Annotated in this window: 12 protein-coding genes; 1 reads left to right on the top strand and 11 read right to left on the bottom strand. The window is 64.8% G+C overall.

The window, feature by feature from the left end:
• Positions 1-28 precede the first annotated feature (28 nt).
• From WHZ77_RS14735 to recO, 5 genes are all read right to left on the bottom strand, one after another.
• Positions 29-1,573, bottom strand: a complete 1,545-nt coding sequence (locus WHZ77_RS14735; RefSeq protein WP_375314278.1) for a GMC family oxidoreductase — start codon at positions 1,571-1,573, stop codon at positions 29-31.
• 4 nt (positions 1,574-1,577) lie between these two features.
• Positions 1,578-3,128: an ABC transporter substrate-binding protein gene (locus tag WHZ77_RS14730; RefSeq protein ID WP_375314277.1), complete on the bottom strand. Its 1,551-nt coding sequence runs from the start codon at positions 3,126-3,128 to the stop codon at positions 1,578-1,580.
• 334 nt (positions 3,129-3,462) lie between these two features.
• On the bottom strand, positions 3,463-5,721 hold the full coding sequence (parC, locus tag WHZ77_RS14725) for a DNA topoisomerase IV subunit A (protein ID WP_375314276.1): 2,259 nt from the start codon (positions 5,719-5,721) through the stop codon (positions 3,463-3,465).
• 60 nt (positions 5,722-5,781) lie between these two features.
• Positions 5,782-6,060 (bottom strand): hypothetical protein, encoded by a 279-nt coding sequence (locus WHZ77_RS14720; RefSeq protein WP_375314275.1) that lies wholly within the window; start codon positions 6,058-6,060, stop codon positions 5,782-5,784.
• Positions 6,061-6,160: 100 nt separating this feature from the next.
• Entirely contained in the window at positions 6,161-6,913 is a 753-nt protein-coding gene (gene recO / locus WHZ77_RS14715) for a DNA repair protein RecO (protein WP_375314274.1), read from the bottom strand.
• A gap of 58 nt (positions 6,914-6,971) precedes the next feature.
• Here recO and WHZ77_RS14710 point away from each other — a divergent pair, with 58 nt between their 5' ends.
• Entirely contained in the window at positions 6,972-7,286 is a 315-nt protein-coding gene (locus tag WHZ77_RS14710) for a hypothetical protein (RefSeq protein WP_375314273.1), read from the top strand.
• Between the two features lie 10 nt (positions 7,287-7,296).
• On the opposite strand, the gene WHZ77_RS14705 is transcribed toward WHZ77_RS14710, so the two are convergent.
• From WHZ77_RS14705 to WHZ77_RS14680, 6 genes are all read right to left on the bottom strand, one after another.
• Complete coding sequence (locus tag WHZ77_RS14705) at positions 7,297-7,677, bottom strand: hypothetical protein (RefSeq protein ID WP_375314272.1); 381 nt, start codon at positions 7,675-7,677, stop codon at positions 7,297-7,299.
• A 21-nt stretch (positions 7,678-7,698) separates the two neighbouring features.
• Positions 7,699-8,625: a GTPase Era gene (gene era / locus WHZ77_RS14700; RefSeq protein ID WP_015685656.1), complete on the bottom strand. Its 927-nt coding sequence runs from the start codon at positions 8,623-8,625 to the stop codon at positions 7,699-7,701.
• A complete protein-coding gene (gene rnc, locus WHZ77_RS14695) occupies positions 8,615-9,436 on the bottom strand; it encodes a ribonuclease III (protein WP_143845757.1) in 822 nt (273 codons plus the stop codon). The genes era and rnc overlap by 11 nt, the downstream gene beginning before the upstream one ends.
• Positions 9,433-10,197: a signal peptidase I gene (lepB, locus tag WHZ77_RS14690; RefSeq protein ID WP_015685654.1), complete on the bottom strand. Its 765-nt coding sequence runs from the start codon at positions 10,195-10,197 to the stop codon at positions 9,433-9,435. The genes rnc and lepB overlap by 4 nt, the downstream gene beginning before the upstream one ends.
• A gap of 249 nt (positions 10,198-10,446) precedes the next feature.
• Complete coding sequence (gene acpS, locus WHZ77_RS14685; protein ID WP_375314271.1) at positions 10,447-10,866, bottom strand: holo-ACP synthase; 420 nt, start codon at positions 10,864-10,866, stop codon at positions 10,447-10,449.
• Complete coding sequence (locus WHZ77_RS14680; protein WP_375314270.1) at positions 10,863-11,615, bottom strand: pyridoxine 5'-phosphate synthase; 753 nt, start codon at positions 11,613-11,615, stop codon at positions 10,863-10,865. Before WHZ77_RS14680 ends, acpS begins: the two co-directional genes overlap by 4 nt.
• Positions 11,616-11,650: the final 35 nt, after the last annotated feature.

Below are 11,650 nucleotides of genomic sequence, written 5' to 3'. Positions count from 1 at the left end.
GGAGACGAACGCGTCTGGCGCAGTAGAGCTACCGCATCATCATCTGCGCAATGGCCTCGCCAATCACCACCGTCGTGAAATGCGTGTTCGCCCGGCAGTCCGACGGCATGATCGAGGCGTCGGCGACGCGCAGGCCGGAGATTCCCTTCACGGTGCCGTCCGGATTGACCACGCCATCAGCGTCGCCAGCGCCGGTCATGCGGCAGCTGCCGGCCGCGTGCTGGATATCGCCTGTCTCGCGGCGCAGCAGCGCATCGAGCTCGTGATCCGGCAGCGCCGCGGCCTGCGGCAGCGTCAGATCGGTGTCGGTGAGCCGGATCCAGTCGGAGATTCCGGCCAGAGCCGGCTGCGAGGTGATCACGGCGAGCCGCTTCACCGCGTCCATCATGCGCAGCATGTCGCGGGGATCGGCCAGCATGTTCTCATCGACGATGGGATCGATCGAGGGGTCGGTCGATGACAATTTGAGCGTGCCGCGCGAATAGGCGTTGAACAGCCCTGCCCCGATCGCCCCGGATACGCCGATGCCGCGGTGGTTGAAGGCGATCAGGATCATGTCGCGCTTGCCGCCATTGGCGAGGCCCGAGGAATAGGTCACGCAGCAATTGGTGTGGCGGGTGTCGGGATCGGTCGGCCGCAAATTTTCGTGGAGCTGAATGGTCGCGCGAAACAGCGGGTGGTCGAAGAAGTGCTTGCCGACCGGCAAGTCACGCTCCACCGCAATCCCCATCGCTTTCAGCTCGTCGGCCGGGCCGACGCCGGAGCGCAGCAGGATCGCCGGACTGTGGATGGCACCGGCGCACAGCACGATCTGGCGCGCGCTGATGTCCTGGGTGCCCTGCCCCTCGATGTGGACGCGCAGGCCGGTCGCCCGTCCATCGCTGATCAGCACGCGATCGACCAGCGCATGCCCGCGAATTTCCAGATTGGATCGGCCGCGCGCCGGCTCGAGATAGCCCTCATTGGTGGTGATGCGGCGCAGATTGCGGCTGTTGATGGGATAGCAGGCGACGCCCTCGCCATCAGGACCGTTGACGTCGTCGCACCAGGGATAGCCGCTCGCCAGCGCCGCATCGCGCAGGCCACGATCGATCGGGCCCCATGTCTCGGGCGGAGCGCGATAGACCGGCAGCGGCCCGCCGCGTCCATGTCCCTCGGTGTCGCCGAGCTCCAGATCGTCCTCGATCACCGAGAACAGCGGCATCACCTCCCTGGCCGACCAGCCGGTGCAGCCATTGGCGGCCCATTCGTCGAACGCATCGGCGACGCCGCGGATGGCGATCTGGCCGTTCATCATCGACGAGCCGCCGAGGCCCTTGCCGCGCCAGTAAAAGCGCGGCTCCTGCTCCGCCACCCGGCGCGTCAGCAGATCAGGCCATTGCCATTTCTCCTGATACTCGCGCTTGTGGATGATCGGAATGGGGTTCGGCGTCCTGACTTCCCAGGGCGCCTCGTCGGCGCGCCAGTCCAGCCCCGCTTCGAGCAACAGGACACGCCGTGCGGGATCCTCGGAGAGCCGTGCCGCAACGGCGGCACCGGCGGAGCCGCCGCCGACAACAATGACATCGTACATCGCGTTACTTCTCAACGTTCCAGAACACCGGGATGGCGGACGGTATCAGACCGCGCAGAGTGGCGCGATAGGCCGCGGGCTGCGCGAACTGGCCCCACGGGATCGCGGGCGCCTGATCGTACATGATGGACTGGATTTCGCCGGCGATCTTCTTGCGATCCTCCTCGGCGGGCGCCTTCGCAAAAGCTTCCATCAGCGGTGTGATGCGCGCATCGCATTGCCACCCGGTGAAGTCGGCGCAGTTGAAGGCGACCACGACGTTGGTCAGCGGCGAGCCGAGGTCAAAACCGCCGGCGTGAACGCCATAGACGCTCCAGCCCTCCTTCTTGGCGCGGCGCGCCAGCACGCTCGCCCAGTCCATCACCTGAAGATCGACGTTGAAACCGGCCTGCTTCAGCCGCTCTGCCAGCACCTGCGCGGAGACGCGCGGGGCTTCGAGATCGTTGGCCTCCATCACGACGACGGGCTCGCCGGCATATTTCGTCGCCTTCAGCGCGGCCTTTGCCGCCTCGATCGACGGCTTGGCGGCCGCTTCCGTGCCGGCCTTGCTGTCATAGGTTGTGCCGCACGTAAAGAACGTCGCGCAGGGCGTGGCGTATTTGGCATCGAGCCCGAGCGCATCCAGCACCTCGCGCTGATCGACAAGCTTCCACAACACGCGCCGGATCGCAGGATCGTCGAACGGCTTCGATGCGGCGTTGAGACGATAGGCGCCCGCGAACATGTTGCCGCCGGTGAAGTTGACCAGCTTCACGCGGGCGTTCTTCTCCAATTGCGGCAACAGGTCGAACGGCGCGTATTGCATGAAGTCGACCTCGCCGGCCTGGAGCGCTGAGGCGGCGGTCGAACCGTCAGGAATGACGCGGATCTCGAGCGTGTCGACGTTGACGCGCTTGCCCCCGGCGAGGAAGTCGGCGGGCTCGGAGCGCGGCACATAGTCGGCGAACTTCTTCAGGATCATGCGATCGCCGGTACGGTGATCGGCCTTGCTGTAGACGAACGGGCCGGAGCCGATGATTTCGGTGATGCGCTGGTCGCCGGGCGTTTTCGCAATACGCTCCGGCATCATGAAGGCGACCGGGCTGACGGGATTGCCGAGCGCGTCGATGACGAGGCCCGAGGGCTCCTTCAACGTCAGCACGAACGTCTTCGCGTCGGTCGGCTCCAGCGACGCCGTGATCGCGAAGATGCGACGGCCGAGCGCGCTGCGGGTGCCCCAGCGGCGCAGCGAGGCCACGCAATCGGCCGCCGTGACCGGCTGGCCGTCATGCCACTTCAGGCCGTCGCGCAGCGTGAAGCTGTAGGTCAATCCGTCCGCCGAGACCTTCCAGTCCTGCACCATCTGCGGCTTGACGTCGCCCTTGGAATCCTTGGCGAACAGCGTGTCGAACACCATGTAGCCAAACGTGCGCGAAATATAGGCCGTGGAGAAATGCGGATCGAGCGTGACGATCTCCGCCTCCAGCACCGCAACGAGATTGCCCCCCGCATGCGCCGGCGCCGCGACAATCGCGAGCCCGAGCAGCGCCGGAATGAAAGTCTTCAATTTGAACATTGGTGCCTTTTTGGGGTTTGACGAGTCGTTTGCAGTCGCCAGGAAAAAGCAATGTTCGTGCCCATACGGCATAAGCACGTATGCGCTCACGACTATCTGCCACGCGTTTGCGCGCCATGAGATACGAGTTGGGGAGCGAGCCTGCTACCTCTCGTCATTACGAGCGCAGCGAAGCAATCCAGAGTCTTTCCGGAGAGGCAGTCTGGATTGCTTCGCTGCGCTCGCAATGACGATGTGGAGGCGCATGTGCGCTACACACTGCGCGCATCGTGGATCCCGGCTCTGCGCCGCAACGCCAAGAGCGTTGCAGCGCGTCCGGGGCACGAGAGCCACCCTACCCGATCACCTTGCCGAACTTGTTCGACTTCGGGAATCCCTTCGGCGGCAGGCGGCCGGCGTCGGCGCGGCTGCCTTTCCACTCGGCGAGTTCCTTCATGGTCGCGGAGAATTCGCGCCCCGCGGAGTCCTTCCAGGTCAAGCCCGCCTTGGCGTCGAACACCGCGATGTCGGACAGGCCGCCGTCCTTGTACTTCTGCAGGCGGACGCCGCGGCCGCGTGCCATCTCCGGCACCTGATCGAGCGGGAAGATCAGCATCTTGCGGTTCTCGCCGATGACCGCGACGGTGTCGCCGATCACCTCGGTGACCGTGCGCGCCTCGTTCGGCATGTCGACGTTGAGGACCTGCTTGCCCTTCTTGGTGGTGCCGACGCAGTCGTCCTCGTTGACGACGAAGCCCTGGCCCTCGTGGCTCGCGACCAGGAATTTGCGCCCGCCCTTGTTGACGAACAGCGCGACGGGCGCGGCCTCCTGCTCGAGGTCGATGAACAGCCGGATGGGCTCGCCGTGACCGCGGCCGCCCGGTAGCTTTGCGACATCGAGCGAGTAGAATTTTCCATTGGTGGCGAACAGCAGCAGCTTCGAGGTCGTTTCCGCGAAGAACGCGAAGCCGAGCTTGTCGTCCTGCTTGAAGGTCAGGCCGGAGAGATCCTCGACATGGCCCTTCATGGTGCGGATCCAGCCCTTGTCGGACACGACGACGGTGACCGGCTCGCGCTCGACGAGGGCTTCCTCCATCGCCGCGAGATCGTGCTCGGGCGCATCCGCAAAGGTGGAGCGGCGCTTGCCGAGCGGCGTCTTCGGCCCGAACATGTCGCGGACCTTGCCGACCTGCTCGCTGACTTTCTTCCACTGCTCCGGCTCGGACGCGAGCACCGCGTTGATGCCCTTGAGTTCGTTGCGGAGATTCTTGTCCTCGGTGCGGATCTCCATCTCCTCGAGCTTGCGCAACGAACGGAGCCGCATGTTGAGGATGGATTCAGCCTGCACTTCGGTGAGCTTGAACGCCTTGATCAGCGCCGGCTTCGGCTCATCCTCGGTGCGGATGATCCTGATCACCTCGTCGATGTTGAGATAGGCAATCAGAAGCCCGCCGAGGACTTCCAGCCGGTTCTCGATCTGCGTCTTGCGATAATTGGTCCGGCGGATGAGCACGTCGCGCAGATGGTCGAGCCATTCGCGCAGGCACTCTGCGAGGCCCACCACCTTGGGGACGCGGCCCTTCAGCAGCACGTTGAGGTTCAGCGGAATCTTGTTTTCGAGCTCGGTCAGCCGGAACAACGATTCCATCATCAGGGCAGGATCGACGTTCTTCGACTTCGGCTCGATGACGAGGCGGACGTCTTCGGCCGACTCGTCCCTGACATCGCCGACCAGAGGCAGCTTCTTCTGGTCCAGCAGCTCGGCAATCTTCTCGACGAGGCGGGACTTCTGCACCAGGAAGGGGATCTCGGTGACGACGACGACCCAGGTGCCGCGCGTGCCCTCTTCCTGCTCCCACCGGGCGCGAACGCGGAACGAGCCGCGGCCAGTCGTGTAGGCTTCCGCAATGGCCTGTTTGGAATCGACGATGATGCCGCCGGTCGGGAAGTCCGGGCCCTTCACCCACTTCAACAGTGCCTTCGACTTCGCGTCGGGCTTCTCGATCAGATGCAGCGCGGCGTCGCAAAGCTCGGCGGCGTTGTGCGGCGGGATCGAGGTCGCCATGCCGACCGCGATGCCCTGCGCGCCGTTTGCGAGCAGGTTCGGGAAGCCGCCCGGCAGAACCACCGGCTCCTTGGACTGGCCGTCGTAGTTGGGCCGGAATTCAACGCCGTCCTCGTCGATGCCGTCGAGCAGAAGCCGCGCGACATCGGTCATGCGCGCTTCGGTGTAGCGGTAGGCGGCAGGATTATCGCCGTCGATATTGCCGAAATTGCCCTGGCCGTCGACCAGCGGGTAGCGCGAGGAGAAGTCCTGCGCGAGGCGTACCATGGCGTCGTAGATCGCCTGGTCGCCATGCGGATGGAACGAGCCCATCACGTCGCCGACGATCTTGGCGGATTTCTTGAAGGCCGTGCCGGGGTCGAGCCTCAGCAGGCGCATGCCGTAGAGAATGCGCCGGTGCACCGGCTTCAGGCCGTCGCGCGCGTCCGGCAGCGCACGGTGCATGATGGTCGAGAGCGCGTACGCAAGATAGCGCTCTTCCAGCGCTTCACGCAGCGGCACGTCGTGAATTTCGGCCGGTTCTTCCGGCGGAACGATTCGTTTTCCCATGCCGCCCGGTTAAACCGTGGAAGCGAATCGGGCAAGGATCGATTGGTTCCCTGTGGGCTTCTATTGACCCGCCCAACCGGCTGTGAAGGTCTGCTGGGTCTTGGCCTGCGCGGTAACGGGCGCATTGGTCAGGCAACGCCGGGCCACCTCGATCTCGGCCTCCGTCGCACCCTTGGACCGCGCCCATGTCTCTGCGGCCGCGGCGGAATATTTCGCCACATAGTACCGCACGACGGTGCAGGATGCCCGGCGAAACACGCCGGATTGCGGTTCCGCGGCCATGGCATCCGGCGCGAACGCAAGCAGCGCCGCGGACAAGGCAAATCCCTTGATCAACATTTAGGCCGTCCCCGTGATGGAACCTGCCGGGCCAACTCGACCTGCCGGCTTTCGTTCCCGGTGGCGCCATGTTCCATGACAGGGCAGAGCCGCCGAGACGTCATGGCGCGGGAAGCGCCGCCTTGGCCTGCTGACGTGTCAGGGCGTTGATGAAGCCAGCCCGCGCGTCGGAATGGCCCTGCCCCCGCGGCTCCAGCACGTGGCGCAGCAGGAACAGGCCGGTGAGCCGGAAGCCGTCCTGCAGATCCTCATCGGTAAGTTCGCCCTGCACTTCGCCCTGGCGCAGGAACGGCGGCAGACGCAAGAGGCGGTCGCGCCACGGCTCGCCCGCACCGCGCGACACCGCGCCGCCGGATTTGGGCGAGACATAGATCAGGTCCGTGGTCTCCCCGGTCACGGCGCAATTGTCGAGCGCCAGCCCGAAGCCGAGTTCGGCGAGCATCGCCAGCTCGAAATGGATCACGTGAACGGCGGCGCTGCCGATATCGTCGAAATCATCGAGCGAATGTTCGAGCATCGCAAACATCTCTTCGTGCGGATCGCGTTCCGGCAGCAGCCGCGCAATCGAGGCCAGATGGGTGACGCCGTAAACGCCGTGGGAGGCCCCCAGCAGCGTCGCCGCGCGCAGCTTCAGGCCTTCAACGGCATAGGTGCCGAGATGCTCGTCGAGCCGCGCCCGCCACACCACGCTGACGCTGTTGCCGGGTTGCAGCAGCGGCCGCATCCGCGAGCCGGCGCCGCCGCGGACAAGGCCGAGATGCCGGCCATGCGCGCGAGTCAGTAGCTCGACGATGGCGCTGCTCTCGCCATGCCGCCGCACCCCCAGCACGATGCCTTCATCGGTCCATTCCATGTGCTAAGTATAGCGCTATATGCCCAGACGCAGAAGTTAAGACACGCCTTGGATCACAATGGACTTCATTTCCGGTTTGATCGGCCCCATTGTCGAGTTGGTGCTCTGGGTAGTCTGGTGGACGATCTTCGAAGCCTTGCCGGCCGTTTTCTATTTCACTGCGCTCGCTTTGTTATTCGCAGCCACGTTCGGCAAGATCAGGGTCGAGTTTCCGGAACGTCTGACCCGCATCGGCTGGACGGGCGCCTTGCAGATCAAGCGCCCCACCGAGGGCCAGGTGATCCTTTCCCCAGCACTCGGCGTCATCGCGGGATTCGTCATCTGGGCCGTGGTCGTAAGCGCGGCCATCATTGTCCGCGCCTACCAATCCTAACGGCATTACCTCACGCGTTGAACCAGCCCTTGGCATCCCCGCTGAAGGAGAAATACAGGCCCGCCGCCGTCAGCACACAGGAGACGATCTCGATGGCGCTGTCGAGTTCCAACCCCTTCTCCCCGATGATCTGGCCGAGCGAGATCACGGACAGCGCCAGGGCTGCCGCCAGCACCCAGCGCGGCCAGTTCTTGCGCCAATGCGCCGCCAGCCAGACGAAGTAGACCAGCAACAGGATCATGCAGCCGGCGAGCAAGGTGGCCGTCATGATCATCTGCTCGGTCATTTCGGTATTGGGCGTGCGGTCCTGCACCGCGACCGAAAGGGCATCCAGCATCAACGATGCGTAGAGCAGCGCTTCGAAGCGCCGGACGTTGCTGGGTACGCTCATCGGGGACCGATCTTTTCTTGGTTATTCCCTGGGAAATTCCAGGCCCATCTCGCGATAGCGATCGGGATCGTCGCCCCAGTTCTCGCGCACCTTCACGAACAGGAACAGATGCACCGGCACGCCCAGGATTTCGCCGATCTCCTTGCGCGAGTCCGCGCCGATCGACTTGATGGTCGCGCCGCCCGCGCCGAGCACGATCTTGCGCTGGCTCTCGCGCTCGACGAAGATCGTCTGCTCGATGCGCACCGACTTGTCCTTGCGCTCCTCCCACTTGTCGGTCTCGACCGTGGACTGGTAGGGCAGTTCCTGGTGCAGCTTGCGATAGATCTTCTCGCGGGTGATCTCGGCCGCCAGCTGCCGCATCGGCGCGTCCGACATCTGGTCCTCGGGATAGAGGAACGGGCCCGGCGGCACCATCTCGGCAAGCGTCTGCCTGAGATCGTCGACGCCGTCGCCCGAGATCGCCGCGATCATGAAGGTCTTGGCGAAGGCCATACGCTCGTTGGCGGCCTGCGCCAGCGCCAGCAGCTTCTCACGCTGGACCAGGTCGACCTTGTTAATCACCAGAATCTTCTCGTGATTGACACTCGCGACCTTGGTGAGGATCGCCTCGGCCTCCTCGTCGATGCCGGCCTTGGCGTCGATCAGCACACAGACGAGATCGGCGTCATGCGCCCCGCTCCAGGCGGTCGAGACCATGGCGCGGTCGAGCCTTCGCTTTGGCAGGAAGATGCCGGGCGTGTCGACCAGGATGATCTGCGCGTTGTTCTCGATCACGATGCCGCGGATCAGCGCGCGCGTGGTCTGCACCTTGCGCGAGACGATCGTGACCTTGGCCCCGACCAGCGCATTGACCAGCGTGGATTTGCCGACATTCGGCGCGCCAATGAGCGCGACGAAGCCGCAGCGCGTCGCGGCAGGCGCCTCGCCGCTTGCTTCAGCCGTCATTGCCGCCGCCAACACCTTCACGTTCGATCATCACCGAGGCCGCCACCTTCTCTGCCGCACGCTTGCTGCCGCCAATCCCTTCGGCCGGCGCCAATCCCGGCAAGTCCACCGCGACGCGGAACTGCGGATCGTGATGCGGGCCGGTGCGCTCGACCTCGCGATAGACCGGCGTCGGCAATCCCTTGCCCTGCGCCCATTCCTGCAGCACGGTCTTGGGATCGCGCAACGGACGCCGCGGCTTGTGCATGCGCTCGGTCCAGTTGCGCTTGACGAAGTCGGACGCCGCCGCGTGGCCGCCGTCGAGGAAGATGGCGCCGATCACGGCCTCGCAGATGTCGCCGAGGATGGACTTGCGCAGACGTCCGTCGGCGGCGGGGCCGACCGAACCGAGCTTGATGTCGTCGAGCAGACCGAGCGACTTGGCGACGTCGGCGCAGCTTTCCTTGCGCACGAGCTCGGCAAGTCGCTTGGACAGCTCGCCTTCGTCGGCGTTCGGGAAGGCGTGATAGAGCATGTCGGAGACGACGAGCCCGAGCACGTGGTCGCCGAGGAATTCGAGACGCTGGTAGCTGTCGCCGCGCTTGCGCCCGGACTTCAGCGCCGAGACATGCGTGATCGCCTGGATCAACTGGTTCGGATCCGCAAAGCTGTAACCAATGCGCGCCTCGAGCGCTGCATTCGCGTCAGTCGCCTTGACCTTGGCCTTGCGTACCCGCTTCTTCTTGGCAGGCGTCTTCGATGCAGCTTCGCCCTCAGGGACGGCTTGCGCCTCGATCGGTTGGCTCGCGATGTCCTTGGCTTCGTCTTTCATCGGACGATTTTGAAGAAGCGATTCCAGCGCACGGCCCACGGCCAGCGCCAGAACATCCAGGCGTGCTCGCCTTCGGCGATGGAGAAGAAGATCATCTGGGCACGGCCGATCAGGTTTTCCTGCGGCACGTAGCCGACCTGGCCGAGGAAGCGGCTGTCGGTGGAGTTGTCGCGGTTGTCACCCATCATGAAAAAATGGCCGGGCGGCACGTTGTAGACGTTGGTGTTGTCCATGTAGCCGTTGTCGGCGCAGTCCAGCGTCTCATAGGACACGCCGTTGGGCAGCGTCTCCTTCCAGCGTTTCACGCGGGAGATTCCGCCGCCTTCGGAGCCGCAGGGATCCTCGCCGACGAACTCGCTCATGCGCTGCCGCTCGACCGGGGTGTCGTTGATGTAGAGCAGCCCGTCCTTCATCTGGACGCGATCGCCGGGAAGGCCGATGACGCGCTTGATGTAGTCGGTGGAATCGTCCTTCGGCAGCCGGAACACCACGATGTCACCGCGGTTCGGATCGGAGCCCCAGATCCGCCCCGAAAACAGCGGCGGCGAGAACGGGATCGAGTAGTGGCTGTAGCCGTAGGAATATTTCGAGACGAACAGATAGTCGCCGACCAGCAGCGTCGCCTTCATCGAACCGGACGGAATGTTGAACGGCTGGAACAGGAACGTGCGGATCACCAGCGCGATCAGGAGAGCGTGGATCACGACCCGGATTGTCTCGCCGACGCCGCTCTCAGTTTTTGTTCCCGAAGTCACGCTCATTGCTCTCTCAATTCCGGCCGGCGGTCACAGAGCGCCCTCCTCCCCGCGAACAGCCCATCGCTCGCGGCCCAAGGAGATTGTCCTGATTCTGATAGTGAGGGCCAATTCCGGCGTAAAGCCGAATTCGCCCAGCCTGATTTGCGTCGGCGGACTTTTAGACGGTTGTCGGGGGCCACGCAATCAAGGATCGCGTCAAAACTTCGTAAGATATTGATCTCTAATACGAATTATAAAATGGACTATTGATTGTCAGGGCCTGGCCCGCGGCACGGCGGAAATGACGACGAACGCCTGTGCCAGCGGCCAGTCATCGGTGATCGACAGGTCGATCCTCGCCTCGAACCCCTCCGGCGTCAGGGCCTGGAGCCGGGCGAGCGCCCCGCCCGTCAATTGCATGGTCGGACGGCCCCCCGGCAGGTTGACCACGCCCATGTCGCGCCACCAGACACCGCGCCGGATGCCGGTGCCGAGCGCCTTGGAGCAGGCCTCCTTGGCCGCAAAGCGCTTGGCGTAGGTCGCCACCACCATCTTCTCGTTCTTGGCCCGGCGCTCCGCCTTGGCGCGCTCGGCCGCAGTGAAGATGCGGTCGAGGAAACGCTCGCCATGGCGCTCGATCACCTTGCCGACGCGGGTGATGTCGATCAGGTCGGAGCCGATGCCGATGATCATGCCCGGCTCCGGCCGCGCTCCATCGCCGCGCGCATGCTGCGGACGGTCTCGGCGAGGCCGACGAACAAGGCTTCGCCGATCATGTAGTAGCCGATGTTGAGCTCCATGATCTCAGGCAGCGCCGCGATGCTCTCCGCCGTCACGTAGTCGAGCCCGTGGCCGGCGTGCACTTCCAGCCCGGCGGCCTTCGCCAGTTTCACGCCCGCCACGATCCGCTTCCATTCCGCATCGGCCTTGCCGGTGTGGCCGTCGACCACGGCGTCGCACCAGGCGCCGGTGTGGATCTCGATCACGGGCGCGCGCAGCCGCGCCGCCATCTCGATCTGCGCAGGATCGGCGGCGATGAACAGCGAAACGCGGATGCCGGCATCGTTCAGCCGCGCGATATAGGGCGCGAGCGCATTGTGCTGGCCGACCACGTCGAGCCCGCCTTCCGTCGTCACCTCCTGCCGGCGCTCCGGCACCAGGCACACCGCATGCGGCCTGGTGGCGAGCGAGATTCGCATCATGTCGTCGGTCGCCGCCATCTCGAAATTGAGCGGCTTGGAGATCTCGGCCTTGAGCCGCGCCATATCCTCGTCGCGGATGTGCCGGCGATCCTCGCGCAAATGGGCGGTGATGCCGTCGGCGCCGGCCTCGATCGCAAGCAGCGCCGCGCGCACCGGATCGGGATTGCGGCCGCCGCGCGCATTACGCAGGGTCGCGACATGGTCGACATTGACGCCGAGGCGGAGCGGAGAAGCGGTCATTTCAGGACTCACGGAATCAGGGCAGCAGGCGCATG

This window comes from Bradyrhizobium sp. A5, from assembly GCF_042076515.1.
GTDB classification, from domain to species: domain Bacteria; phylum Pseudomonadota; class Alphaproteobacteria; order Rhizobiales; family Xanthobacteraceae; genus Bradyrhizobium; species Bradyrhizobium cosmicum.
This window is presented reverse-complemented; position numbering and strand designations above follow the sequence as displayed.

Bases quoted from the DNA above. Each gene is read 5' to 3' on its own strand.
- WHZ77_RS14735 (WP_375314278.1), bottom strand. From the start codon at position 1,573: ATGTACGATGTCATTGTTGTCGGCGGCGGCTCCGCCGGTGCCGCCGTT.
- WHZ77_RS14730 (WP_375314277.1), bottom strand. From the start codon at position 3,128: ATGTTCAAATTGAAGACTTTCATTCCGGCGCTGCTCGGGCTCGCGATT.
- parC (WP_375314276.1), bottom strand. From the start codon at position 5,721: ATGGGAAAACGAATCGTTCCGCCGGAAGAACCGGCCGAAATTCACGAC.
- WHZ77_RS14720 (WP_375314275.1), bottom strand. From the start codon at position 6,060: ATGTTGATCAAGGGATTTGCCTTGTCCGCGGCGCTGCTTGCGTTCGCG.
- recO (WP_375314274.1), bottom strand. From the start codon at position 6,913: ATGGAATGGACCGATGAAGGCATCGTGCTGGGGGTGCGGCGGCATGGC.
- WHZ77_RS14710 (WP_375314273.1), top strand. From the start codon at position 6,972: ATGGACTTCATTTCCGGTTTGATCGGCCCCATTGTCGAGTTGGTGCTC.
- WHZ77_RS14705 (WP_375314272.1), bottom strand. From the start codon at position 7,677: ATGAGCGTACCCAGCAACGTCCGGCGCTTCGAAGCGCTGCTCTACGCA.
- era (WP_015685656.1), bottom strand. From the start codon at position 8,625: ATGACGGCTGAAGCAAGCGGCGAGGCGCCTGCCGCGACGCGCTGCGGC.
- rnc (WP_143845757.1), bottom strand. From the start codon at position 9,436: ATGAAAGACGAAGCCAAGGACATCGCGAGCCAACCGATCGAGGCGCAA.
- lepB (WP_015685654.1), bottom strand. From the start codon at position 10,197: ATGAGCGTGACTTCGGGAACAAAAACTGAGAGCGGCGTCGGCGAGACA.
- acpS (WP_375314271.1), bottom strand. From the start codon at position 10,866: ATGATCATCGGCATCGGCTCCGACCTGATCGACATCACCCGCGTCGGC.
- WHZ77_RS14680 (WP_375314270.1), bottom strand. From the start codon at position 11,615: ATGACCGCTTCTCCGCTCCGCCTCGGCGTCAATGTCGACCATGTCGCG.